Raw genomic sequence first — 24662 nt, forward strand, 5'->3', positions numbered from 1 at the left:
AGCACCGACCCCCATGCAGACCGCCGAGATCCGCCGCCGCTGGCTGCGCTACTTCGAGAGCAAGGGCCACGCCGTCGTCCCCAGCGCCTCGCTGGTCACCGACGACCCGAACCTGCTGTTCACGGTCGCCGGGATGGTCCCGTTCATCCCGTACCTGACCGGGCAGCAGACCCCGCCGTGGCCGCGGGCCACGAGCGTGCAGAAGTGCGTGCGGACCCTCGACATCGACGAGGTCGGCAAGACCACCCGTCACGGCACGTTCTTCCAGATGAACGGGAACTTCTCGTTCGGGGACTACTTCAAGGAAGGCGCGATCACCTACGCCTGGGACCTCGTCACGACGTCCCAGGCCGACGGCGGCTACGGCTTCGACGAGGACAAGATCTGGGTCACCGTCTACGAGGACGACGACGAGGCCTTCGAGCTGTGGCAGCGGATCGCCGGCCTGCCGGAGTCCCGCATCCAGCGCCGCGGCCGCAAGGACAACTACTGGCACACCGGCCAGCCGGGCCCGGGCGGGCCGTGCAGCGAGATCTACGTCGACCGCGGCCCGGAGTACGGCCGGGAGGGCGGCCCGGTCGTCGACGAGGAGCGCTACCTCGAGATCTGGAACCTCGTGTTCATGCAGTACGAGCTCGACGACGTCCGCTCCAAGGAGGACTTCCGCATCGTCAAGGAGCTCCCGGCGAAGAACATCGACACCGGGATGGGCCTGGAGCGTGTCGCGTTCCTGCTCCAGGGCGTCGACAACATGTACGAGATCGACGAGGTGTACCCGGTGATCGACCGGGCCGCCGAGCTCGCCGGCAAGCGCTACGGCCGTCACCACGAGGACGACGTCCGGCTGCGGGTCGTCGCCGACCACGTCCGCAGCGCGCTCATGCTGATCGGCGACGGCGTGACCCCCTCGAACGAGGCCCGCGGGTACGTGCTGCGCCGGCTGATGCGCCGGGCGATCCGCTCGATGCGCCTGCTCGGCGTCGACACCACGACGATGCCCGAGCTGCTCACCGTCTCCCGGGACGCGATGAAGGCGTCCTACCCGGAGCTCGAGCGGGACTGGAACCGCATCTCCTCGGTCGCCTACGCAGAGGAGGAGGCGTTCCTGCGCACGCTGAGCGCCGGGACGACGATCCTGGACGTCGCGGTCAAGCAGGCCAAGGATGCCGCCCCGGCCGGGCACGCCGTCCTCAGCGGCGACAAGGCGTTCCAGCTGCACGACACCTACGGCTTCCCCATCGACCTCACCTTGGAGATGGCCGCCGAGCAGGGCGTCGAGGTGGACGCCGAGGGGTTTCGCCGGCTGATGACCGAGCAGCGCGAGCGGGCCAAGCAGGACGCGCGGGCGAAGAAGACCGGCCGCGTGGACACCTCGGTGTACCGGGCGCTGGCCGACACCCTGGGCCGGTCGGTGGAGTTCACCGGCTACGACGAGGTGGTCTCCGAGGCCCGGGTCGCCGGGCTGCTCGTCAACGGTGCGGCGTCCGCGGCGGCGCGGGCCGGGGACACCGTCGAGGTCGTCCTGGACCGCACCCCGTTCTACGCCGAGGGCGGCGGCCAGCTCGCCGACGGGGGCCGGATCGTCCTGGGGGACAGCGCCGGCGGCGAGGCGGTCGTCGAGGTGGACGACGTCCAGTCGCCGATCACCGGGCTCATCGTCCACCGGGCCCGGGTGCTGTCCGGCGAGGTGACCGTCGGGTCCCCGGCCCAGGCCGTCGTCGACGTCCAGCGGCGCCGGTCGATCAGCCGCGCGCACACCGCGACGCACATGGTGCACAAGGCGATCCGCGAGGCGCTCGGTGACACCGCCACCCAGGCCGGCTCGGAGAACGCGCCGGGCCGGTTCCGGTTCGACTTCAACGCCACCTCCGCCGTCCCGCCGTCCGTGCTCGACGAGGTGGAGCACCGGGTCAACGAGCTGCTCGCCGAGGACCTCGAGGTGCACGCCGAGGTGATGAGCCAGCAGCAGGCGATCGCGGCCGGTGCGATGGCACTGTTCGGGGAGAAGTACGGCGACGAGGTCCGGGTCGTGTCGGTCGGGGAGTGGGCCCGCGAGCTGTGCGGCGGCACCCACGCCCAGCGCTCCGGCCAGCTCGGCCTGGTCAAGCTGCTCGGGGAGTCCTCGATCGGGGCCGGCGTCCGGCGGGTGGAGGCGCTCGTCGGCGTCGACGCCTACTCCTACCTGGCCCGCGAGCACGCCCTGGTTGGCCAGCTCACCCAGATGCTCAAGGCACGTCCCGAGGAGCTCACCGACCGGGTCGGCGGGATGCTCGAGCAGCTCAGGGCCGCCGACAAGCAGCTCGCCGAGGTCCGCCGCCAGCAGGTGCTCGCCGCGGCCGGGCGGCTCGCCGAGGGGGCCCGCGACGTGTACGGCGTCAGCGTCGTCACCCACGACGCCGGGCAGACCGGCGCGGACGACGTCCGCTCGCTGGTCCTGGACGTGCGCAGCCGGCTCGGGGACGTCCGGCCGAGCGTCGTGGCGGTGGCCGGGACGGCGAAGGGCCGGCCGGTGGTGGTCGTCGCGACGAACGCCGAGGCCCGCCGGTGGGGGGTGCGGGCCGGGGACCTGGTCCGGGTGGCGGCGCAGGTGCTCGGCGGTGGGGGCGGCGGCAAGGACGACGTCGCCCAGGGCGGGGGCACCGACGCCGGCAAGATCGGTGAGGCGCTGACGCGGCTGGAGCACGCGGTCGGCGAGACGGTGACCGCCCGCACGTGACCGCGGAGGGGTTCCGCCGCGGCGTCCGGCTCGGCGTCGACGTGGGGTCGGTGCGGGTCGGGCTGGCCGCGTGCGACCCCGGCGGGACCATCGCCTCCCCGGTGGAGACGCTCCGCCGGGACCCGCGCGGCGGCTCGGACGTCGAACGGATCGTCACCGAGGCCCGGGAGCGGGACGTCATCGAGGTCGTCGTCGGCCACCCGACGTCGCTGTCCGGACGACAGGGGGCTGCGGCACAGGCGGCTCGTGACTACGCTGTGGCGCTGGCTCGACGGTTGGCGCCCGTGCCGGTGCGTCTGGTCGACGAGCGGCTCAGCACGGTCAGCGCCCACCGGGCGCTGCACGACGCTGGGATCAGGGGGCGCAGGCACCGGGCGGTCGTCGACCAGGTGGCGGCCGTGACGGTCCTGCAGACCGCCCTCGACGCGGAACGGGCGTCGGGGCGGCCGCCCGGTTCGCTGGTGGAGCCGGGGACCGAGCCGGACGACCCGGCCGGGACTGCGAAGGGGAACGCGCCCGGATGACCGCGAGGAAGTTGCCGCTCTCGGAGCTGCCGAACGTCGCCGACGACGAGGCGGACGTCGCGGAGCGCTCCCGGCTGCGGCGCCGCAGGCGGCGCCAGCGCCAGCGCCGGACGGCGATCGTGCTCGTCGTCGTGGTCGCCCTGTTCGGGACCGCCGCGTACCTGGTGTGGGACAACATCGCCAGGCCGGTGGTCGCCGGGTTCTTCGAGTCCAACGACTACGAGGGGGCCGGCAGCGGCACCGTTCAGGTGCAGATCGAGGCGGGCGACTCCGGGCGGGCGATCGGGCAGACCCTGCAGGAGTCGGACGTCGTGAAGTCCGGCGACGCCTTCGTCGAGGCGACCCGCAGCGAGCCGCGGGCGGCGTCCATCCAGCCCGGGACGTACGAGCTGCGCGCGCAGATGTCGGCCCAGGCGGCGCTCTCGTTGCTGCTGGACCCGACGTCTCGGGTGTCGATCCGGGCGGCGGTCCCCGAGGGGCTGCGCAAGGAGCAGGTGTTCGAGCGGCTGCAGGAGGCCACCGGCATCCCGGTGGCGGACCTGGAGGCGGCCGCGACGTCCGGTGAGGTCGGGCTGCCGGCGGAGGCCGAGGGTGACCCCGAGGGGTACCTGTTCCCGGCGACGTACGAGTTGGAGCCGGACGTCACCGCCACCGAGGTCATCACCCAGATGGTGAACCGGCACCGGCAGGCGATGGAGTCCGTCGGCGTGCCCGAGGAGCTGCGCCGGGAGGTGCTCATCAGGGCCAGCCTCATCGAGAAGGAGGCCCAGCTCGACGAGGACTTCACCAAGGTGGCGCGGGTGATCGCCAACCGGCTCGAGATCGGGATGCCGCTGCAGCTTGACTCGACGGTCAACTACGTGACCGGCAAGGGCGGCATCACGACCACCCCGGAGGACCGGGAGACCGACTCGCCGTACAACACGTACAGGTACCCCGGGCTGCCACCGGGCCCGATCAGCTCGCCGGGGGAGAAGGCACTGGCCGCGGCGCTCAACCCGGCCGAGGGCGACTGGCTGTACTTCGTCGCGGTGAACCCCGAGACCGGAGAGACGCGGTTCGCTGAGACCGCCGAGGAGCACGCGCAGAACGTCGAGCTGTTCCGCCAGTGGCTGCGTGAGAACGACGCCTGAGACTGGGGGGCCGGGTCGGGGACGGCGCCGGGCGGCGGTGCTCGGGCACCCGGTGGCGCACTCGCTGTCGCCGGCGCTGCACCGGGCGGCGTACGCGGCGCTCGGACTGGACTGGACCTACGACGCGGTCGACGTCGACGTGCCGGACCTGCCCCGTTTCGTCCGGGGACTGGACGACTCGTGGGCGGGGCTGTCGCTGACGATGCCGCTCAAGCAGGCGGTCGTGCCGCTGTGCTCGCAGCTGTCGCCGCTGGCCGAGGCGCTCGGGGTTGTCAACACGGTGACCTTTGCGGCCGACCGGTCGCTGGTGGGGGACAACACGGACGTCGAGGGGATCGTGGTTGCGCTGCGCTCGGCCGGGGTGTTGCCGGTGACGTCAGCGGTCGTGGTCGGCGGGGGAGCGACGGCGGTGTCGGCGGTGGCGGCGCTCGGGGAGCTCGGGTGCTCGTCGACGGCCCTGCTGGTCCGGTCGGTGCCACGGGCACAGCCGGTGGTGGACGCCGCCGAGCGGCTGGGCGTGGAACTGCGGCCCACCGACTGGGTCGGCGCCGTGGACCTGCAGGCGGACGTCGTGGTCTCCACCGTCCCGGCGGGAGTGGCGGACGCGCTCGTCGAGGCAGTGCTGTCGGCGCCCGGCGTGCTCCTGGACGTCGTGTACTCGCCATGGCCGACGCCGCTCGCGGCCGCGTGGGAGCGCGCCGGCGGCACGGTGGTCAGCGGCCTGGAGATGCTGCTGCACCAAGCGGCCGCCCAGGTTCGGCTGATGACCGGCCTCGAGCCGCCGCTCGACGCCATGCGCGCGGCGCTGCCCCGCCAGGACTGACCGCCCGCCCAGTTCTCACCGCAGTTCAGTTCCCAGCGCAGTTCAGTTCCCAGCGCAGTTCAGTTCTCACCGCAGTTCAGTTCCCACAAAATGCTGCGTTCGGGAGCCATTCGCCGGCGTGTTGCGCCTGCAACCCAGCATTCTGTGGAGGTCCTGGGGGTCCTTTAGCGCCCCTGGTGGAGTCGCCGCTGGCTACCGCATCGTGAGGTTGCGGTATCGCTGCCTGGCCGCCTCGCCCGTGGTACCGACGAACGTTCCAATGGTCGCCCACGAGATGCCCGCCTCACGGGCCTGTCGCACGGCGTCGAGCAGACGCCGCTCGGCAGACGAGCGTTCCGCGGCCGCTGCGCGGAGCTCCGCCAGGACCGTCGGGTCGATCTCTTGGGACTTGTCGGGTTCATACTGTTCAAACCGGGCTGCAAGGGTCTCAGCGTCGGCCAGGATCCGTTCAATGCTTCGAGGCATGGTCATCTCCAGAGGAACTTGGCGCGGGCCGGCATGGCGTGGACGATGACGTCTCCCTTGTCTCCACGCACGACGCCGATCTCAAGGAGTGCGCCAGCGGCATCGGCGCCGATGAGCATGATGAGCCCGTCGTCCAGTAGCCACGCTCGCAACGGGTGGCGGTAGGCGTGTGTGATGGACTCCCAGGACAACCCGTGCCTGTAGGCGGATGAGGCGACGAGTGGTTCGAGCTCATCGTTCAAAGGTAACTTGTCCACCCACTGGTCTCTGCAGCTGCTTCCCAGCGCGGCGAGCAGCACCGAGCGCGCCCAGCTGATGTGTCGCCACGCCTCCACGGCGGTGTCGGGCAGGGTGTCGTCGTGGTATCGAACATGTGTGCGACGATAACGAGCGCCACCGACACGCTGCCCCGCCACGCCTGACCGTCCACAAAATGCTGCCTACAGGAGCCATTCGCCGGCGTGTCGGTGTGCCAAGTGCAGGGAGGAGTGGTCATGGAGTAGGTCCGTGATGGGTCCTTGTTGCGTGCTGCATGGCTGATGAGGGTTTGGCCCCTCGGGATCGTTGTTCAGGCGATGGTCTCAAACCGCCTTCTGCTGCGTTGGTTATGAGACCGTCGTGGTGAGCGAGGAGGAGAAGGCGCTGGTAGACGGCGTCAGGTGGGGTCCGTGAAGACGAACGTGAGTGAACCGCTGAGGACGTATCGAAAACGTTTGGTGGCATCAGAACCGGGGTGGCGACACGGCCCTGGGAAGAGTCGGGCGGGTGCCTGAGTATTGGCCCGGCGGTGCCCGGTATGGAGGCGGCGTGAGCACGGGCTGCGGCGGCTATGTGGAACTTGGGAAGGCGCGCTCCTTTCTCACCGGTTGGTGGGGCTGTCGGCGGCCGGTCAGAGGACTGGTTGATGCGGCGGTGGGGGTGTGCTGGCGGATCGGCTCGTAGTAGCGGTGAAGGCCGGTAATGCGGCTGGAGCGAAGGGGCTGACTCATTGGTGACAGGAAGATTGATCAACCGTTCAGCTCGTCTGGATGGGAGGAGTTGATGGTGAATGTCAACGGAATCGGGGAAGTCGTTTGACATCCCGAAGCGTGAGGTCATGGTGGCCTGGGAGCAGGTGCGGGCTAACAGGGGCGCTCCTGGTGTGGATGGAGTGACCATCGAGGCGTTCGAGTCGGATCTGAGGAACAATCTGTACAAGATCTGGAATCGGATGTCCGCGGGGTCATACTTCCCGCCCCCGGTGCGGCTGGTGGAGATACCGAAGTCCGGTTCGGGCACCCGGGTCCTTGGGGTGCCGACCGTGGCCGACCGCGTGGCGCAGACGGTGGTTGCTAACTACCTGATGGGGCGAGTGGAGCGGACGTTCCACCCGGACTCCTACGGGTACCGGCCACGCCGTTCGGCGCATGACGCGCTCGAGGTGACCCGGCGGCGGTGTCAGGAGAAGGCGTGGGTTGTTGACTGCGACATCCAGGGCTTCTTCGACAACGTCGACCATGACCTGATGATCAAGGCGGTGGCGGCCAACACCGATCAGGGCTGGGTGCTGTTGTACGTGCGACGGTGGCTGTCGGCGCCGCTGCGCCATGATGACGGCACCATGGTGGCGCGGGACCGTGGGACCCCCCAAGGGTCGGCGGTCTCGCCGGTGCTGGCCAACCTGTTTCTGCACTATGCGTTCGATCTGTGGATGTCACGGGAGTTCCCGGGTATCAAGTTTGCCCGGTACGTCGATGACATCGTGATTCATGCGCAGACCCAGCGGCAGGCCGAGCAGATCAAACAGCGCGTGATGGACAGGATGGTCGAGGTCGGGCTCCGGCTGCATCCGGACAAGACCAAGATCGTGTACTGCCGGGATGCACGGAGAACGGCGCCGTTCGCGGTGACGTCCTTCGTGTTCCTGGGGTTCTTGTTCTCCGGGCGGCCGGTACGGGGTAAGGACCGACAGCACCGCTTGGTGTTCCTTCCCCAGCCGAGTCCGGCGGCGCTGAAACGGATGGGCACAGAGGTCCGGAGGTGGCAGCTGCACCACCGGATCACTGCTGGTCTCAGCCCTGATCCACCGACCGGGTTCGGCGGTGTGAGCGTGGCGTAGGGCGAGAATGCCCTCTTGAGCTGGGAGGATGTGGATTGCGACGTCTACGTCCAACCGCTCAAGAGGAGCACCTCGCAAGTGAAACCTTCTCACACGATCCGGCCGGTCTTCGATGACCCGAACCTGGTGTCGTCGGCGGGCCTGGTCCCTGCGTTGCGGCTGGCCGAGACCGCCGGCCTGTACGACCTCCTGGAGGAGGTGACGGTGCCTTCGCCGAACGCTGCGGTGAAGGCGGCGTGCGTGGTGGCCGGGATGCTGGCCGGCGCGGACTGCATCGATGACATGGACCTGCTGCGGCACGGCGGGATGACGAAGGTGTTCGGTGGGGTCCGCGCGCCCTCCACGCTGGGCACGTTCCTGCGGTCGTTCACCCACGGGCACGTCCAGCAGCTCGACAAGGTCAACGCCAGGCTGGTGGCGGGCCTGGCGGTGCGGGTCCCGGGCCTGCTGGCCGGCGCGGACACCGGCGGGATCGCCACGGTCGATGTCGATGACACCGTGCGGGAGGTCCACGGCTACGCCAAGCAGGGCGCCGCGTTCGGGTACACCAAGCAGCGTGGCCTGAACATCCAGCTCGCCACGGTCTCGACCCCGCTGGCCGCGCCGGTGATCGCCGGCGCGAGGCTCCGGTCGGGGAACACCGCCTCGGCCACGGGCGCGGGCCGGCTGCTGGCCCAGGGGATCACCACCGCCCGCGCCGCTGGCGTGAGGGGCCGGATCCTGGCCCGGGCGGACTCGGCCTACTACGGGTGGGCGTTCGTCGGCACCGCGATCAGGCACCAGGCGTGGTTCTCGGTCACCGCCCGGATGACCAAGACCGTCACCGCAGCGATCGCCAGCATCCCCGCCGACGCGTGGCAGCCGATCGAGTACCCGGACGCGATCTACGACGAGGCCGAGCAGCGGTGGGTCTCCCACGCCGAGGTCGCCGAGATCCCGTTCACCGCGTTCACCTCCCGCCGCAGGGGCGAGCACGTCACCTGCCGGCTCATCGTCCGCCGCGTGAAACGCCTCCAGCCGTTCGCCTGCGATGGGACCGAGCAGGGCGAGCTGTTCGCCACCTACCGCCACCACGCCTTCATCACCAACAGCACGTTCTCGACCATCGAGGCCGACGAACGTCACCGCGACCACGCGATCGTCGAGCAGGTCATCGCCGAGCTCAAAGACAACGCCCTGGCCCACCTGCCCAGCGGACGATACGCGGCGAACGCCGCCTGGGTCGCCCTGGCAGTGATCGCGTTCAACCTGGCCCGCGCCACCGCCGTCGCAGCAGACATGGCCAAGGCCAGATGGGCCAGCCTGCGCACCAAGATCATCGCCGTCCCCGCCAGGATCGCCACCACCGCCCGCAGGCTCGACCTCCACCTGCCCCGCGACTGGCCCTGGGCACCCGGATGGGAGTCGCTGTGGACGGCCGCGACCGGCCCACCCACCCTGGCAACGACCTGACCATCCAGCCCCAGCAGGGCGCGACTCGAGGAACCCGACGTGGAAGAGCCGGCACAGGCCGGCGGACCAGCCACGCCCACGACACCGACCGACCTCATCAGGCCACCGAAACCACCCAAGCCGAATCAGCGCGGTGGATCAGGGCTCAGTGATCTGGCCGAGTGGATCAACCCCATCGTCAGGGGCTGGCACCAGTATTACGGACGGTTCACACCGTCGGTGATGCGGGCGTTCCTGGCGCGCATCAATACCTACTTGATGCGCTGGGCACGTGGGAAATACCGGCGACTGCGCGGGTACTGGGCGCTGACTCGGTGGTGGAAACGGGTCCAACGGGAAAACCCTGGACTCTTCTACCACTGGGGCATCACCCGGGCGCACCAGGTGACGAGATGAGAAGAGCCGTGTGACGGGAGACTGTCACGCACGGTTCTGTGGGAGCCGGGGGCTGAGATGCCCCCGGCTACCCGACCGCCCGCAACCCAGCATTCTGCGGAAGCCCTGGCGGGCTTGGACAACTCAAGTTCACCCGCCTGGACGCCGACAACTCGGGCATGCCGGCGTCCGGAGTGCTGTCGTGAAGCAGCTCAGCGACATCCTGCTCGAGGACGGCCTGATCAACGAGAGCCAGCTCGCCGCCGCCTACGACGAGCACCAGCGGCTCGGCCGCTCGCTCGGCCGGGTGCTCGTCGAGCAGGGCGCGCTCACCGAGGGGCAGCTCGTCGCCGCGCTCGCCAGCCAGATCGGCCTGGACTTCGTCGACCTCACCGACGCCCCGATCGACGGGTCAGCCCTGGCCCGGGTCCCGGCCGCCCTGTGCCGCCGGCACACGGTGATGCCGGTCGGTTACGACGACGCCGGCCGGCTCGTCGTCGCGATGGCCGACCCGGGCAACGTCTTCGCCCTCGACGACATCCGCCAGCTCACCGGCCTGGAGGTGCGGCCGGTCGTCGCCACCCGCGAGGACCTGCTGGCGGCGATCGACCGCTACTACCGGGCCGACGCCGACTTCGACGAGCTGACCAGCGAGCTCGAGCGTCCCGAGGACACCGAGGACGAGCTCTCCCGGATGCGGGAGATCGTCGAGGACGCCCCGATCGTCAAGTACGTCAACCTGCTCATCACCCAGGCGATCCAGGACCGCGCGTCCGACATCCACATCGAGCCGACCGAGCACGACCTGCGCATCCGGTACCGCATCGACGGCGTGCTGCACGAGGTGATGCGCTCGCCGAAGCAGATCGCCAGCGGCGTCACCTCCCGGCTGAAGATCATGGCCGACATCGACATCGCCGAGCGACGCGTCCCCCAGGACGGCCGGCTGTCGGTCAACGCCCACGGCCGCAAGATCGACCTGCGGGTGGCGACGCTGCCGACCGTGTGGGGCGAGAAGATCGTCATGCGGATCCTCGACAACTCCACCGCGCTGCTCGACCTGGCCGACCTGGGGTTCAGCGCCGAGAACTTCGCCCGCTACGAGAAGAGCTTCACCAAGCCCTACGGGATGATCCTCGTCACCGGGCCGACCGGGTCGGGCAAGTCGACGACCCTGTACGCGACCCTCAACATCGTCAGCCGCCCGGAGATCAACGTCATCACGGTCGAGGACCCGGTGGAGTACCGGCTGGCCGGCATCAACCAGGTCCAGGTCAACACCAAGGCCGGGCTCACCTTCGCCGGCGCCCTCCGGTCGATCCTGCGCTCGGACCCGGACGTCGTCCTGATCGGCGAGATCCGCGACCACGAGACCGCGCAGATCGCCATCGAGGCCTCGCTCACCGGCCACCTCGTGCTGTCCACCCTGCACACCAACGACGCGCCGTCGGCGATCACCCGGCTCACCGAGATGGGCATCGAGCCGTTCCTCGTCGGGTCCGCCACGGACGCCGTTCTCGCCCAGCGCCTCGCCCGCCGGCTGTGCACCAAGTGCAAGGAGCCCTACCGGCCGAGCGAGGAGGAGCTGCTGGGCGCCCGGTTCCCGTGGCTGCCGGGGGAGGAGGTGCCGACCCTGTACCGGCCGGTGGGCTGCCCGTCGTGCGCGAAGACCGGGTACAAGGGCCGGCTCGCCCTGCACGAGGTGATGACGGTGAGCGAGGAGATCGAGCGCCTCGCCGTCGCCCGGTCCTCGGCGACTGAGATCACGGACGTCGCCCGCCGGCAGGGCATGGTCGCCCTGCGGGACGACGGGTGGGCCAAGGTCGTCCAGGGCGTCACCTCGGTCGAGGAGATCCTCCGCGTCGTCGTGTGAGCCGGCCGCGATCGGGGCTGGCGTGACCCTCAAGGCCGGGTGTCCGGCGTCCGATGCTCTCCGCAGACGGCGGTCCGCTCCGCCGTGGACGTCGCTCGCGGAGAGGACAGCCAGTGGAGAGCCAGAACGGGTACGGCACCGGCGCGGCCGGTGGCTACGAGCCCCAGTACGCCTTCGGCGCCGAGGCGACCGCGTCGACGCCGGTCGTCCCGCCCCAGGTGCGGCCGACCCCGCAGGCGACGGTTGCGGCGTCCGGGCTGCTCCGGCCGCAGGTCGAGGGCACGAACTACGAGCGGGCGAGCACCGAGTCCACGACCACCACGGCCGACCTGGACCTGTCCGCGGTGCTCATCGAGATGCTCGAGATGGGCGCGTCCGACCTGCACCTGACCGCCGGGGCGCACCCGACGGTCCGGCTGCGCGGTGAGCTCGCCCCGCTCGAGCACTTCCCCAAGCTCGTCCCGCAGGTCGTGCAGCGGGTGCTGTACGCGATCCTCACCCAGAAGCAGCGGGAGAAGTTCGAGGCGGACCTCGAGCTCGACTTCGCCTACTCGCTGCCGGGCCGCTCCCGGTTCCGGGTGAACGTCTACCGCCAGCGCGAGTCGCTCGGCGCCGCCTTCCGCGTCATCCCGTACGAGATCAAGCCGCTGGAGGAGCTCGGCATCCCGCCGGCGGTCAACAACTTCGCCGGCCTGGCCCGCGGGATGGTGCTCGTCACCGGTCCGACGGGCTCGGGCAAGTCGACGACGCTCGCCTCGCTCATCGACCTGGCCAACCGCAACCGGTCCGAGCACATCATGACGGTCGAGGACCCGATCGAGTTCCTCCACCGGCACAAGCGGTGCGTGGTCAACCAGCGCGAGGTGGGGGAGGACACGCACTCCTTCGCCAACGCGCTCAAGCACGTGCTGCGCCAGGACCCGGACATCATCCTCGTCGGCGAGATGCGCGACCTGGAGACGATCTCGGTGGCGCTGACCGCCGCCGAGACCGGTCACCTCGTGTTCGCGACCCTGCACACCCAGGACGCCGCGCAGACCATCGACCGCGTCATCGACGTGTTCCCCTCCGAGCAGCAGCAGCAGGTGCGGCTGGAGCTCGCGTCGTCGATCCAAGGGGTCGTCTGCCAGACGCTGTGCAAGACCGCGGACGGCCGCGGCCGGGTGGTCGCCACCGAGGTGCTCGTCGCGACGCCGGCGATCCGCAACCTCATCCGCGAGGGCAAGACCCACCAGATCTACTCGGCGATGCAGGCCGGCGCCCAGCACGGGATGCACACCCTCGACCAGCACCTCGCCGAGCTCGTCCGTCAGGGCCGCATCACCTACGAGCACGGCCTGGAGAAGTGCCACCACGTCGAGGACTACAACCGCCTGACCGGCCGGGGCTGAGGAGCGCACCATGGCGACCGCCACGAAGACGTACGAGTACTCGGTCCGCGACCGGGCCGGAAAGCTCGTCAGCGGCAAGCTCGAGGCCGCCAACCAGGCTGCGCTCGTCAGCCGGCTCAAGGGCATGGGCTACGCGCCGGTGTCGGTCCGCGAGACCGGCACCGGGATGAACAAGGAGGTCTCCATCCCGGGCCTCGGGGCCAAAGTGAAGCTCAAGGACCTCGCGGTGATGTCGCGGCAGTTCGCCACGATGATCAACTCGGGTCTGTCGATGCTGCGGGCGTTGTCGATCCTCGCCGAGCAGACCGAGAACAAGGCCCTCGCCAAGGTGCTCGGCGAGGTCCGCAACGACGTCGAGACCGGTCAATCCCTGTCGGCGTCGCTGGCCAAGCACCCCAAGATCTTCCCGCCGCTGATGATCAACATGTGCCGGGCGGGCGAGGTCGGCGGCTTCCTCGACCAGACTCTGCTGTCGATCGCGGACAACTTCGAGTCCGAGGTGAAGTTGCGCAGCAAGATCAAGTCGGCGATGACGTACCCGGTGGTCGTGTTCGTCATCTCGATCCTCGCCGTGATCGGGATGCTGCTGTTCATCGTCCCAGTGTTTGCCGGTATGTTCTCCGACCTGGGCGGGGAGCTGCCGGCACCGACGAAGGTCCTCGTGTTCCTCTCCCATTTGCTGAAGACCTTTGCGCCGGTGCTGGTGATTCTGGTCGTCGTGTTCGCGATCGTCTGGCAGCGGGTCAAGCACCAGCGCCGGGTGCGCGAGGTCGTCGACCCGCTGAAGCTCAAGGCGCCGATCTTCGGCAAGTTGTTCCAGAAGGTGGCGATCAGCCGGTTCTCCCGGAACCTGGGGACGATGCTGCGCTCAGGGGTGCCGATCCTGCAGAGCCTGGAGATCGTCGGGGAGACCGCCGGCAACATCGTGCTCGAACGGGCCGCCAACGACGTGAAGGAGTCGGTGCGGCGAGGCGAGTCCCTGGCGGGACCACTGGCGCAGCACGCCGTGTTCCCGCCGATGGTGACGCAGATGCTCGCCGTCGGCGAGGACACCGGGGCGATGGACACGATGCTAGAGAAGATCGCCCAGTTCTACGACGACGAGGTCGAGGCGACGACGGAGGCGCTGACGAGCCTCATCGAGCCGCTGATGATCGCGGTGCTGGGCGGGATCATCGGATCTATGATCATCGCGTTGTACATGCCGATTTTCGCGGTGTTCGACCTCATCGAGTAGGTCTGTGCACCTGGGTCAGGGGCGGTCCGCAGGGCGGGCCGCCCCTGACGCTTGCTCCGTTCGTGTGAACGCCGAACCTCTTGTCCTGCAGGCTCAAGTGCCGTGCTGGCAGACCGATACCACAGATGTCATCGAGCCGGTCACGCGGGACGCGGGCGGCTCACCACAGACAGAAGGGGAGCACTGCAATGCTCGCTCGCATCCGCAAGTCCATGCAGGAGAGGGACCAGGGCTTCACCCTGATCGAGCTCCTCGTCGTGATGATCATCATCGGGATCCTCTCCGCCATTGCCATTCCGGTCTTCCTCGGTCAGCGTGATGACGGCTACAGGACCGCGATGAAGTCGGACCTCAAGTCCTTCCAGCTGGCCGAAGCCTCTGTGTCCACGAACGACGTCACCGGCAAGTTCCTGTCTGTCCCTGCAGTCGACACCCAGGCAGAACTCACCGCCAACGCTAATGGCGCCAAGCTCGCCGAATACGGCGCCAAGATCAGCGAAGGTGTTCAACCGGTCAAGATCACCACAAACGATTCCGCTACTCTGTACTGCGTGCAGGTCTCGCATACTCAGTTGACCACCGAGACATGGATCATCGACAACGGCACGAACACCGTCCCCGTCGAAGGAACGTGCACTGCGGGAGTCGGCACAGCAGCCACTTCTTAAGCCATTTGCTGGAGGGGGCGCTCCCCGCCCCCTCCAGCAGCATCCACTCCATCGGAAACCGACCGGAGACCCAGACGGGAAGGAGACGCCACATGCGCGGACAATTCATGCGGCGTCTCGCCACCGCCTGTCGCAATCGCGACGGGTTCACGTTGGTCGAGGTGACTGTGGCGATGACCCTCCTCGCCATGGCGTTCAGCAGTCTGGCCGTTGTGTTTGTCGCATCCCTGGAGGCGGTCGCTGTCTCCAGGGAGCGGCAGGCAGCGACGGAACTGGGCAACCGGACGATGGAGCAGTTGCGCGCGCTTCCCTATGCCACCGCGACCGGCGGTGCCCGGTTGAGTGACTTGGCCGCCGACCGGGTCGACCCCCGACAGGATCCCCGCAACGTCTTTCTTGGCAGTGATGGCCTTTATCACCTGTTCTCACCGACCGGTGAGGTTATTCCCGCTGGCAGTACAGCGCCCCTGCCCGCCCCCCTCCAGCCTGCCCCGGACACCGTTGAGGTTGACGGAGCGGACTTCCTCGTCCGGACCTACGTCAGCCAGGCCACTGAAGCGGGCGTCGCGCTGTACCGCGCAACAGTCATTGTGATGTGGGCCGCACGCGCCTCTGGGGACCCAAAGCGGTTTGTCACTCAGTCGTTGCTCGCCTCACCCACCGGGTGCGTCTCGGAGCAGACGCACCCCTTCGCGGCGCCATGCGATCCGTTCCTGTACGCCGACGCGGGCACTGGGGGCGGCGCCTTGCACGTTCTGCCCCGGGAGTTGGCTGCCGATGAGATCGGTGATCCCGAGCGCGCCATCCCTGGACTCGACCTCATTGGGGCGACCCTGAGCTTGGCCGACGCGTCAAGTTCACTGCAGTCGGAGCAAATCACCGCTGTGCGCGGCCAGGTCCGGAGCTCAACGGCCACGCTTGACCTTGATGATGCTGCGCGCCAGACCGCCGGCGGCGGTGGAGCCAGCACCTTCGTCGATAGCGACCCCTCCACGACTCCCGTCCCGAGCGACAGTCAGACCCTCACCCACTCGCCAGGCGACCTGTTCGCTGGCTCTCCTGATCGCGCCTACGTCCGAGTCGTGACTGGATCTGGGGATGCTGGCACGACCACCAGCACTATCGGCGAGATCACCACGCCCTGCCGCAGAGCCGACGGCACGTTCGAGAACTCCGGCAACTCATGTGGAGACGGAACCGCAGTTCAGGGAGCGGGAAGTGGGCAGTGGCTGGGAGGACTCCAACTAGGCCCCCCGTCATCCCCCGATCAAGAGATTGCCCTGGCGACTATTGCCGCACCGGCTGCAGAGAGCCGAGTCTTTACCTCCCGGTCCATGACCACGGGTGCCACCTGTAGCACGAGCGTTCCAGCCGTAGGATGCAGTGGTGCGCAGGTTGAGCGGTACACCGGCACTCTGACCGTGGGCGCTCTTCCAGACTCCTTGGTGAGCCGATTGCCCGGGTGGGGCAGCGCTTCCGGCAATTGGCTTTTCAAGGTCGACGGCGTGCGCGACCAACTCCGTTCGCAGAGCGGCCCGGGAGCAGATGCCGCGACTGCCGTGCGCACGGCCGCTTCTGGCGCTTCCGCTCCACCTCAGCTCGTCTACTTCGACAGCTCTACCAGCAGCTACGTCTCCAGGAACCTTGACGAGGTCGGCCCTGTGCCGATCCCACCGGTCACTGTCACAGACCCGCTGCACCCCGGAGGGCCGCTGACCATCCGGATGGAGCCGCAGGTGAGCATCGGTGAACTCGATACAGCCCGCGACGACACGGATTGCGAACCAAGCTGCCAGACCGTCGCGGAGGCTGAGTCGCCCTTGGTTGGATCCGTCCACTACACGATCCTCCGGGAGGACGAGGTTGTGGTCAGGGTGTCCCTGGAGATTGATTTTGGTACTGCCCGGGCCGCCACGAGTTATCAGCAGGCGCCCCATGCGGGCTGACCATTCCCGCGCACGCTGGACTCAAAGGAAAGATGACACCGGCGTTACACTCGTCGAGCTCCTAGTCACCGTGGTGCTCATGATGATTCTCGGGACGGCTATCGCTGTAGTACTGCTAAGCGTGCAGAATTCGACGCGGCAGGCGGAGGAGCGCGCACGCATCAACGACCATGTCAGACTGGCGGTTCAGCACATTGACCGCCATGTGCGGTCTGGTAATGTGCTTTACGATCCGGCAGCCGAAGAAACCCCGGGTTTCTCACTGCGGGTCTACAGTCAGTCAAATGGCCTGCAGAAGTGCATGCAGTGGCGGGTCGTTGACGGTCGTCTCGAATCCCGCAGCTGGGCGCCAACATGGCAGAGCGATCACAACGTGTCGGAGTGGAGCACTGTCGCTTCCGGGCTCGTCAACACGCCGTCCGACCCTCCCTTCAGTCTGAACCCGGACATCCACTACGGGGGACGTCTCGTGGAGATCAATCTCGCGGTTGGCACACAGCTGCCAGGTGCCCGCGATGTCATCATTGCATCATCGATATCTGGTCGCAACACCCAGTTCGGCTACACAGCAAACGTCTGCGAGCCGGTCCCGGCCACGTGAGAGGCACGACATGCTTAGAGTCAGGACGTCGGAGGACCAAGGCATGGCGATGATAAGCACGGTAACCGTCATCGCCATCATCACCGGGCTTGCGCTCGTCATAGCGGGCCTGGGTGTGGCCAATCTACGGGACTCATCTCTAGCTCAGGCGCGTGTACAAGCGGTGGACGCCGCCGAGGCCGGCATCGACGTCGGCTATATGGCTTTGCAGTCCGGCGGCGTCTGCTCGATAGCGGGTGACCTGGCGGTGGACAGTTCCTCCACTGCTGCTTACGACGTAACCGTAACATACTACGATGCCGATAACAACGAGCTGGGATGTGATCCCACCATCGGCGTGATCGGTACCCCAGTAAATGCCCGCATCCTTTCGACTGGTCGTACCGAAGCTTCACAGGGAGGGGCGGCGGAAGATGCCGAGGAACGCACCATGGAGTCCCTCGTGAACCTGCAGGCTGTCCTCGCTGGAGGTGATGGGCCCGCCATCTTCTCCGACAGCCAAATCACTTGGTCTAGCAATATGACCCTGTATGGTGACGGCTCGGACAACGTGACCGTCTACGCGAACGGTCTCGTCACGTGCCAGTCCAACGCCGGCATCCCTGGTATGGTCCTTGCACCTTGGTCCGGAGTCGAGATGCAGAGCAACTGCGTCGTCGCGGGGAACATCCACAGCCGTGACTCTGTTGTGCTCAAGAGCAACGCTCAGCTCGGCGGCAGCATCGTTTCATCGCGTGGAGGCGCTGACCTGGACAGTAATGCAAAGGTGTCAGGCGACGTCACCGTTGCGGGAGACGTCACGATGAAGTCCAACGCTACGGTCGTCGGGACCGTTAGGGAGCAAGTTGCAGGAATCCCCGACCCAAAACCGTATGATTTGCCGGTTATCACTTCGGACACCTCAACGTGGGTCAACGCAGGGTTCGCGCCGAAGAATTACTCGGGAGGTTGCAAGAACCCGAACATCAACGAGACCGGCCGTGTCGTACTGGTGAGTACGTGCGACTTCACGTGGACAAGTAACAAGGAGATCGTCCTCAACGAGGACCTGGTCGTCATCGCTAAGAGCTTCTCAACTAAAGGCAACTTCAAGGTGCGTTCCGCAGATGGTGAACCCAAGCGACTGTGGTTCATCGTCCCGCACGTCGACAACAGCAGTCCCTGTACGACGACATCCGGCGGTATCACTCTCGCCAGCAACTCCACGTTCGAGGATCCGGTAGAGGTCTTCTTCTACACGCCAAACCTCTTCAAGGCGTCGAGCAACACACGCGCGTACGGACAAATCTACGCCGGTTGTATAGATGGGAGCAGCAACTTCAAGTTGCACTATCGGCCGGTCGGAGTTCCGGGCATGGACCTAGGTGGTGGCCCCGAGGTAAGCACTGGCAACTTTAAGGTCGACATCCTCTACAAGCGGGAGACGGTGACCCCGTGATCAGCGGTGCTGTGTGGCGTCGGCACAAGTTTTCCTGGGACCAGTACAGCAAGCCGTGATTGGCGTCAGCATCATCCTGGGCTTGCTCGTCGGGTCATTTCTCAACGTGGTCGTGCACCGGGTACCGAGGGGCGAGTCGGTGGTCAGCCCGCCGAGCGCCTGCCCGGCATGCGGCCGCCAGATCCGCCCCCGCGACAACGTCCCAGTGCTGAGCTGGCTGCTGTTGCGCGGCCGGTGCCGCGACTGCGGCAGCCCGATCAGCGCCCGGTACCCCCTCGTCGAGGCCGGCACCGCGGCGCTGTTCGGCGCCACCGCCGCGTGGATCGGCTGGCAGTGGCACCTGCCTGCGTTCCTCTACCTCGCCGCCGTCTCCATCGCCCTGGCGCTCATCGACCTCGACGTCCAGCGGCTGCCCGACTCCATCGTCCTGCCGTCCTACCTCGTCGGCGGCGTCCTGCTCGCCGGCGCCAGCCTGCTCGACGGCGACCCCGGCCAGATCCTGCGCGCCGCCATCGGCATGGCCGCCCTCTACGCCCTGTACTTCGTCCTCGCCCTCGTCTACCCCGGCGGGATGGGGTTCGGCGACGTCAAGCTCGCCGGCGTCCTGGGGATGTACCTCGCCTGGCTCGGCTGGGCCGAACTCGTCGTCGGCGCCTTCCTCGCGTTCCTCCTCGGCGGCGTCGTCGGAGGTGCGCTGATGGCCGTAAACCGGGCCGGGCGCAAGACTCGTATCCCGTTCGGGCCGTTCATGCTGCTCGGCGCCTACCTCGGGATGGTCCTCGGTCGCCCGGTCGCCGACTGGTACCTGAACCTCGTCGGTCTGTGACCGAAGCCGTAGCCCGATCGGGTGTACGGCCGCTCCCCGCCGAACGACTCGGTGCGTTCTGCTCAAGCCCGCCCGCCCGCCGCCCGACACCACATCCGACCTGACTCGTGCCACTTTTCCGGGATCTGGCGGGTGCGGGGGATCGCTGCTGGTCAGAGGGTTGAGTAGGGGGGCTGCGACACACTAATCGGTGGGTAGTGTCGCCGGGTGGTGTTCGTTCGGAAGGTGCGGACGGGGTCGGGGGCGACGGCGGTGCAGATCGCTTAGCGGGCGGGCGTGACCGGGTGCTGGAGCACGTGGGGTCGGCGCGCACGGCGCAGGAGCTGACGGCGCTGCTGGAGGTCGCCCGCCGCAAGATCCGCCCGGGTCAGGGCGAACTGGACCTCAGCGGTGGGTCGGTGCCCGCTGGTCAGGCGGTCATCACCAGCCGGTCCAGTGCCCTGCTGTGGCACGTCCTGGTCAGCACGTACGCGCGGTTGGGGTTCGACGCGCTCGGGGACGAGGCGTTCAAGCAGCTGGTGCTGGCCCGGCTGGTCGAGCCGACCAGCAAGGCCGACTCTGTGCGTGTCCTGGACGAGCTGGGGGTCGCTCACGCCTCGCTGCGCACGATGTTCCGGTCGCTGGCCCGCTGCCAGGAGCGTGGGTACCGGGACCAGATCGCCAGGGCGTGCTTCGAGCACGCCAGTGTCCACGGTGATCTGTCGCTGGTGCTGTACGACGTCACCACCTTGTACTTCGAGGCTGAGAAGGAGGACGACCTGCGGCGGGTCGGGTACTCCAATTACGCCGCGGTCCCGGTTATGCCGAGGTGGTCGTGGGTGTGGTGGTGTTCGTGCTGGTCAGCGGCCTGGGACGGGAGGACCACGCGGCATAAGACTCGCAGGTTGTGCGGGGGTGTGCCTGTCTGGTGGTGCTCAGTTCGAGCCCATCCAGAGGAGGACACTCATGGATCCGATCAGTACACCTTCGGCCGGGGACGGCGTGGCGTCGGTGAGCGCTGTGCTTGTCGAGTACGGCACCTGGCTGGACCGCCAGCGCGGTCTGGCGCCGATCACTGTCAACAACTACTGCTGGAACGTGGAGCAGTTCCTCGCGGCACTGCCTGGTCCGGCGCAGGTCTCGATGGGCTTGGTGGACGCGGGGACGGTGACTGGGTTCATGGTGGAGTACTGCCGGGATCGCAACACGAACTCTGCGAAGACGATGGCGAGGTCGTTGCGTTCCTTCTTGCGGTTCGCTCATGCGACAGGGCGTACGTCGGCTGAGTTGTGGGGAGCGGTTCCGGCCCCTTCGGCCTGGCATCTGACGTCGTTGCCGAAGGCGGTGCCAGCGGCCGACATTGAGCAGTTGTTGCGAGTCGCCGGCCTCTCGCGGTACGCGGCCACGGGCCTGCGAGACTATGCGATCTTGTTGCTGCTGGCCCGGCTCGGGTTGCGGCGCGGCGAGGTCGCGGGCCTTCGTCTGGATGACGTCGACTGGCGTGTTGGCGAGCTCACCGTCTCGGGCAAGGGTAACCGGATCGAGCGACTTCCCCTGCCGGTCGAGCCAGGAGAAGCGGTCGCCGCCTGGCTCCGTGACGGGCGGCCCCAATGCCAGACACGGTCGCTGTTCACGACGTTGCAGCCACCGGGTCTGCCGCTGAGCTCTGGGGCGATCGGGCATGTCGTGCGAAGCGCATGCCGAACCGCTGGGATCACCCAGATCGGTGCGCACCGGCTGCGTCACACGTTGGCTACGGCCTTGCTGCGGGCCGGGGCGTCGCTGCCGGAGGTCGGAGAGGTGCTGCGGCACCGCAGTGTGATGTCGACGGCGATCTACGCCAAGGTCGACGAGGTGGCGTTGCGGCCGCTGGCCCGTCCCTGGGCCGGCACTTCACTCGCGGCTGCAGACACCGCTGACACTGCACGCGGCCTGGCCCGCTCTTGGCCAGGGGGCCTGTCGTGAGCACGCTGCGCGAGGACGTCACCGCCTACCTGGTGACGCGTAGAACGATGGGTTTCAAGGTGGAGGGCCTGACCAAGCTGCTGGCGAACTTCGTGGGGTTCTGCGAAGCGCGTGGAGCCAGCCGGGTCCAGACCGATCTCGCGTTGGAGTGGGCCCTCACCCCGATCAAGGTCGCGGTCAGCGATGCGTTGTTCGCCCGCAGGATGGACGCCGTGCGCGTCTTCGCCCGTTTCCAGCACGCACTGGACCCAGACACGCAGATCCCTCCCGAGACGCTCTGCAACCGGCGTTACCAGGCCAGGGAACCGAACGTGTTCAGCGACGTCGAGATCGTGGCGCTCCTGAACGCCACAGACACCTTGACCCCGCGATTCAGGTCTGCGACATGGCGCACGCTGATCGGGTTGCTGGCCGCCACCGGGATGCGCCCCGGTGAAGCATGCCGTCTGACGGTGGACGACCTCGACCTGGCTAACGGCGTGATCCAAGTGCTGGAAACGAAGTTCGGCAAGTCCCGGCTGGTGTTCATCCACCCGACCACCGCCGTCGTCGTGGGCGAGTATTTGGAGATTCGTCGCGACTGGGTCGGGACCAAGGCACGTGACTGCCCCGCCGTCTTCGTCAACAGCCGGCGCACGGCGCTGCGTCCTGACACGTTGGGCGTCACCTTCAACAAGATCCTCACCGCGGCCGGTATCACCGCCCTGCCCGGGCGTCGGCCGCCACGACTCCACGACCTACGGCACACCTTCGCGGTCACCACGATGCTCGCCTGGTACCGCGACGGTCACGACGTCCAAACACGCCTGCCGCTGCTGTCGACCTGGCTAGGACACGTCGATCCTGCCTCGACCTACTGGTACCTGCACGCCGTACCCGAGCTGCTCGCCCACGCCGCCCAACGGCTCGAGACCCACGCCGCCATCCCCGCTGTCATCGACACCGAGACCGACGGGACGCCATCATGAGCGAGCCGACGCTGATGTTCCTCCTACAAGGGTTCTTCACCGAACGACTGGCTCGGCAGCTGCAGGCCAGTGCGCAGACCGTCGCCGCCTATCGGGACACGATGAAGCTGCTGCTGTTGTTCGCCGCGCACAGGTCGAGCAAGCGTCCGTCCCGACTCGCCATCGAGGATGTCGATGCTGTCACCGTCGGCGCGTTCCTCGATCACCTCGACAACCAGCGGCACAACAGCACCGCGACCCGAAACGCGCGCCTGTCCGCGATCCACTCCTTCTACCGCTACGCACTGCCGCTCATCCCTGACCGGGCACACACCGCGAGCCAAGTTCTGGCCATCCCGCAACGCCGTCACGACCGGGCCGTTGTGTCCTACCTGACCGGATCCGAGACCGACGCGCTGCTGGCCGCGCCCGACCGCGCGACCTGGTACGGACGACGCGACCACGCGCTGCTCCTCACCGCGGCTCAGACTGGACTGCGCCTGTCGGAGCTGACCGGTCTAACCATCCAAGACCTCACCACCACGGCACCAGGCGCCGCCGTTCACACCATGGGCAAAGGCCGCAAGCAACGCGCCACGCCGCTGACCTCGCAGACCGCGGCCGTCCTGAAAGCCTGGCTGCCAGAGGCCGGATCCGCGCCAACCGGCCCCCTCTTCCCGACCCGGCGCGGAACCCGAATGTCAGCCGACGCCGTTCAACGCCTCGTCGCCAAGCACGCCGCAACCGCAGCCGTGCAGTGCCCCTCCATCGGCTCCAAGCACGTCACCCCGCACACCCTGCGCCACACCGCGGCGATGGCACTGATGACCGCAGGCGTGGACACCTCCGTCATCGCCCTATGGCTCGGTCACCAAAGCGCCCAGACCACTCACATCTACCTGCACGCCGACATGACGATCAAAGAGCGTGCCCTTGCCCGAGTTCGCACGTCGAGCACCACCCCTGGCCGCTACCGACCCGCAGACGACCTCCTCGACTTCCTCGAACGACTATGACAATCGCGCCCGCCTCTCTTATGCCGCGTGGTCCTCCCGTCCCAGGCCGCTGAGCAGCACGAACACCACCACACCCACGACCACCTCGGCATAACCGGGACCGCGGCGTAATTCGAGTTATGCCGATGTCGGCATAACTCCAAGGAACGCCGCGTGGACCCGCAGATCGTCGTTGGGCTTCTCGTGGACCGGGCCGGGTTCCCGCTCGAGGTCGGCTGCTTCCAGGGCAACAAGGCCGAGACGACCACGATCCTGCCGATCATCCAGCAGTTCCAGGCCCGCCACCAGGTCGCGGACATGGTCGTCGTCGCCGACGCGGGGATGCTGTCGGCGGCGAACCTGCGGGAACTGGACGAGGCGAACCTGCGGTTCATCGTCGGCTCGCGCGTCACCAAGGCGCCGGTCGACCTGGCCTCCCACTTCCGCTGGCACGGGGACGCGTTCACCGATGGGCAGGTCATCGACACGATCACCCCACGCTTGTCCACCGGCACCGCCCGCAGCAGCAACGACACCACCAAGCGCGCCGAACCCGTGTGGGACCCGGCCGTGCACGAGCGGTCGTGGCGGGCAGTGTGGTCGTACTCCAGCAAGCGAGCCGCCCGCGACGGCAGGACCCTCACCGCGCAGGAGAACAGGGCCAGGGCAGTCGTCTCCGGGGAGAAGGCCGCCCGCACACCCCGGTTCGTCACGACGGCGAACGGCGCAGTCAGTCTCGACCAGGCGGCCCTGGACCGCGCCCGCCGCCTCGTGGGGTTGAAGGGCTACATCACCAACGTGCCCGCCACGCTCATGGCGGCCAGTGAGGTCATCGACTCCTACCACTCGTTGTGGCAGGTCGAGGCCTCGTTCCGCATGAGCAAGAGCGACCTACGGGCCCGTCCGGTGTTCCACCACGACCGCGACGCGATCGAGGCCCACCTCACTGTCGTCATGGCCGCCCTCGCCGTCGCCCGTCACCTGCAGAACACGACCGGGATGAGCCTCAATAAGATCATCCAGGCGTTACGCCCGCTGCAGCAGATCACCGTCAACATCGCCGGACACGAACATCCCGCCAGCGACCCCCTCACCGACACCGCCCGCACGATCATCGACGCTGTAGGCGTCACGTGGCCGACACACTAAATCGGCACGAGTCAGGCCTACCTCGGGATGGTCCTCGGTCGCCCGGTCGCCGACTGGTACC

The 24662-nt window shown here is 67.9% G+C and carries 20 protein-coding genes and 1 pseudogene; 19 read left to right on the forward strand and 2 right to left on the reverse strand.

The genetic code is table 11. The annotated features are described in order from the left end of the window. Positions 1-13 precede the first annotated feature (13 nt). Genes alaS through HJG43_05940 form a run of 4 tightly spaced genes read left to right on the forward strand, consistent with a single transcriptional unit; the run spans position 14 to position 5196 of the window. The gene (gene alaS / locus HJG43_05925) at positions 14-2716 is read left to right on the forward strand and encodes an alanine--tRNA ligase (protein ID UER54152.1); all 2703 of its coding nucleotides are present in this window, start codon (positions 14-16) and stop codon (positions 2714-2716) included. Next, positions 2713-3240, forward strand: a complete 528-nt coding sequence (ruvX, locus tag HJG43_05930) for a Holliday junction resolvase RuvX (protein ID UER54153.1) — start codon at positions 2713-2715, stop codon at positions 3238-3240. The genes alaS and ruvX overlap by 4 nt, the downstream gene beginning before the upstream one ends. Next, entirely contained in the window at positions 3237-4373 is a 1137-nt protein-coding gene (mltG, locus tag HJG43_05935) for an endolytic transglycosylase MltG (GenBank protein ID UER54154.1), read from the forward strand. Before ruvX ends, mltG begins: the two co-directional genes overlap by 4 nt. Further along, the gene (locus HJG43_05940) at positions 4357-5196 is read left to right on the forward strand and encodes a shikimate dehydrogenase (GenBank protein UER54155.1); all 840 of its coding nucleotides are present in this window, start codon (positions 4357-4359) and stop codon (positions 5194-5196) included. Before mltG ends, HJG43_05940 begins: the two co-directional genes overlap by 17 nt. A gap of 192 nt (positions 5197-5388) precedes the next feature. Here the strand turns inward: HJG43_05940 and HJG43_05945 are convergent, their stop codons facing one another. Together HJG43_05945 and HJG43_05950 are read right to left on the reverse strand one after the other, a co-directional pair. Then, the gene (locus HJG43_05945) at positions 5389-5667 is read right to left on the reverse strand and encodes a hypothetical protein (GenBank protein UER54156.1); all 279 of its coding nucleotides are present in this window, start codon (positions 5665-5667) and stop codon (positions 5389-5391) included. Then, complete coding sequence (locus tag HJG43_05950) at positions 5664-5903, reverse strand: hypothetical protein (protein ID UER55761.1); 240 nt, start codon at positions 5901-5903, stop codon at positions 5664-5666. The genes HJG43_05945 and HJG43_05950 overlap by 4 nt, the downstream gene beginning before the upstream one ends. Positions 5904-6709: 806 nt before the next feature. On the opposite strand from HJG43_05950, the gene ltrA reads away from it, so the two are divergent. From ltrA to HJG43_06025, 15 genes and pseudogenes are all read left to right on the forward strand, one after another. Next, positions 6710-7759, forward strand: coding sequence for a group II intron reverse transcriptase/maturase (gene ltrA, locus HJG43_05955; GenBank protein UER54157.1), 1050 nt, complete (start codon positions 6710-6712; stop codon positions 7757-7759). Positions 7760-7837: 78 nt separating this feature from the next. Then, a complete protein-coding gene (locus HJG43_05960) occupies positions 7838-9211 on the forward strand; it encodes an IS1380 family transposase (protein UER55762.1) in 1374 nt (457 codons plus the stop codon). 39 nt (positions 9212-9250) lie between these two features. Beyond that, positions 9251-9607, forward strand: a complete 357-nt coding sequence (locus HJG43_05965; GenBank protein ID UER54158.1) for a maturase — start codon at positions 9251-9253, stop codon at positions 9605-9607. A 181-nt stretch (positions 9608-9788) separates the two neighbouring features. After that, positions 9789-11459 (forward strand): Flp pilus assembly complex ATPase component TadA, encoded by a 1671-nt coding sequence (tadA, locus tag HJG43_05970; protein ID UER54159.1) that lies wholly within the window; start codon positions 9789-9791, stop codon positions 11457-11459. Positions 11460-11512: 53 nt separating this feature from the next. Next, on the forward strand, positions 11513-12850 hold the full coding sequence (locus HJG43_05975; GenBank protein ID UER54160.1) for a type IV pilus twitching motility protein PilT: 1338 nt from the start codon (positions 11513-11515) through the stop codon (positions 12848-12850). A gap of 10 nt (positions 12851-12860) precedes the next feature. Then, positions 12861-14087, forward strand: coding sequence for a type II secretion system F family protein (locus tag HJG43_05980; protein UER54161.1), 1227 nt, complete (start codon positions 12861-12863; stop codon positions 14085-14087). A gap of 188 nt (positions 14088-14275) precedes the next feature. After that, entirely contained in the window at positions 14276-14755 is a 480-nt protein-coding gene (locus HJG43_05985) for a prepilin-type N-terminal cleavage/methylation domain-containing protein (GenBank protein ID UER54162.1), read from the forward strand. A gap of 107 nt (positions 14756-14862) precedes the next feature. Beyond that, positions 14863-16701, forward strand: coding sequence for a prepilin-type N-terminal cleavage/methylation domain-containing protein (locus tag HJG43_05990; protein ID UER54163.1), 1839 nt, complete (start codon positions 14863-14865; stop codon positions 16699-16701). A 79-nt stretch (positions 16702-16780) separates the two neighbouring features. After that, entirely contained in the window at positions 16781-17302 is a 522-nt protein-coding gene (locus HJG43_05995) for a type II secretion system protein (protein ID UER54164.1), read from the forward strand. Positions 17303-17345: 43 nt separating this feature from the next. Beyond that, the gene (locus tag HJG43_06000; protein ID UER54165.1) at positions 17346-18740 is read left to right on the forward strand and encodes a polymer-forming cytoskeletal protein; all 1395 of its coding nucleotides are present in this window, start codon (positions 17346-17348) and stop codon (positions 18738-18740) included. A gap of 55 nt (positions 18741-18795) precedes the next feature. Further along, positions 18796-19566, forward strand: coding sequence for a prepilin peptidase (locus HJG43_06005; protein UER54166.1), 771 nt, complete (start codon positions 18796-18798; stop codon positions 19564-19566). Between the two features lie 945 nt (positions 19567-20511). Then, complete coding sequence (locus HJG43_06010) at positions 20512-21510, forward strand: tyrosine-type recombinase/integrase (protein ID UER54167.1); 999 nt, start codon at positions 20512-20514, stop codon at positions 21508-21510. 47 nt (positions 21511-21557) lie between these two features. Further along, a complete protein-coding gene (locus HJG43_06015; GenBank protein UER55763.1) occupies positions 21558-22478 on the forward strand; it encodes a tyrosine-type recombinase/integrase in 921 nt (306 codons plus the stop codon). Then, positions 22475-23473: a tyrosine-type recombinase/integrase gene (locus HJG43_06020; GenBank protein UER54168.1), complete on the forward strand. Its 999-nt coding sequence runs from the start codon at positions 22475-22477 to the stop codon at positions 23471-23473. The genes HJG43_06015 and HJG43_06020 overlap by 4 nt, the downstream gene beginning before the upstream one ends. A gap of 138 nt (positions 23474-23611) precedes the next feature. Further along, positions 23612-24601 (forward strand): annotated as a pseudogene (locus HJG43_06025) (IS1634 family transposase). Positions 24602-24662 lie beyond the last annotated feature (61 nt).

The organism is Kineosporiaceae bacterium SCSIO 59966, assembly GCA_020881835.1.
Lineage (GTDB): Bacteria > Actinomycetota > Actinomycetes > Actinomycetales > SCSIO-59966 > SCSIO-59966.

Excerpts from the sequence above, each read along its gene's own strand:
- HJG43_05995 (UER54164.1), top strand. The coding sequence starts at position 16,781 with ATGATGATTCTCGGGACGGCTATCGCTGTAGTACTGCTAAGCGTGCAG.
- HJG43_05980 (UER54161.1), top strand. The coding sequence starts at position 12,861 with ATGGCGACCGCCACGAAGACGTACGAGTACTCGGTCCGCGACCGGGCC.
- ltrA (UER54157.1), top strand. The coding sequence starts at position 6,710 with ATGTCAACGGAATCGGGGAAGTCGTTTGACATCCCGAAGCGTGAGGTC.
- HJG43_05975 (UER54160.1), top strand. The coding sequence starts at position 11,513 with ATGCTCTCCGCAGACGGCGGTCCGCTCCGCCGTGGACGTCGCTCGCGG.
- HJG43_05990 (UER54163.1), top strand. The coding sequence starts at position 14,863 with ATGCGGCGTCTCGCCACCGCCTGTCGCAATCGCGACGGGTTCACGTTG.
- HJG43_05945 (UER54156.1), bottom strand. The coding sequence starts at position 5,667 with ATGACCATGCCTCGAAGCATTGAACGGATCCTGGCCGACGCTGAGACC.
- HJG43_06020 (UER54168.1), top strand. The coding sequence starts at position 22,475 with ATGAGCGAGCCGACGCTGATGTTCCTCCTACAAGGGTTCTTCACCGAA.
- HJG43_06010 (UER54167.1), top strand. The coding sequence starts at position 20,512 with ATGGATCCGATCAGTACACCTTCGGCCGGGGACGGCGTGGCGTCGGTG.
- HJG43_06015 (UER55763.1), top strand. The coding sequence starts at position 21,558 with ATGGGTTTCAAGGTGGAGGGCCTGACCAAGCTGCTGGCGAACTTCGTG.
- alaS (UER54152.1), top strand. The coding sequence starts at position 14 with ATGCAGACCGCCGAGATCCGCCGCCGCTGGCTGCGCTACTTCGAGAGC.
- HJG43_05985 (UER54162.1), top strand. The coding sequence starts at position 14,276 with ATGCTCGCTCGCATCCGCAAGTCCATGCAGGAGAGGGACCAGGGCTTC.
- mltG (UER54154.1), top strand. The coding sequence starts at position 3,237 with ATGACCGCGAGGAAGTTGCCGCTCTCGGAGCTGCCGAACGTCGCCGAC.
- HJG43_06000 (UER54165.1), top strand. The coding sequence starts at position 17,346 with ATGGCGATGATAAGCACGGTAACCGTCATCGCCATCATCACCGGGCTT.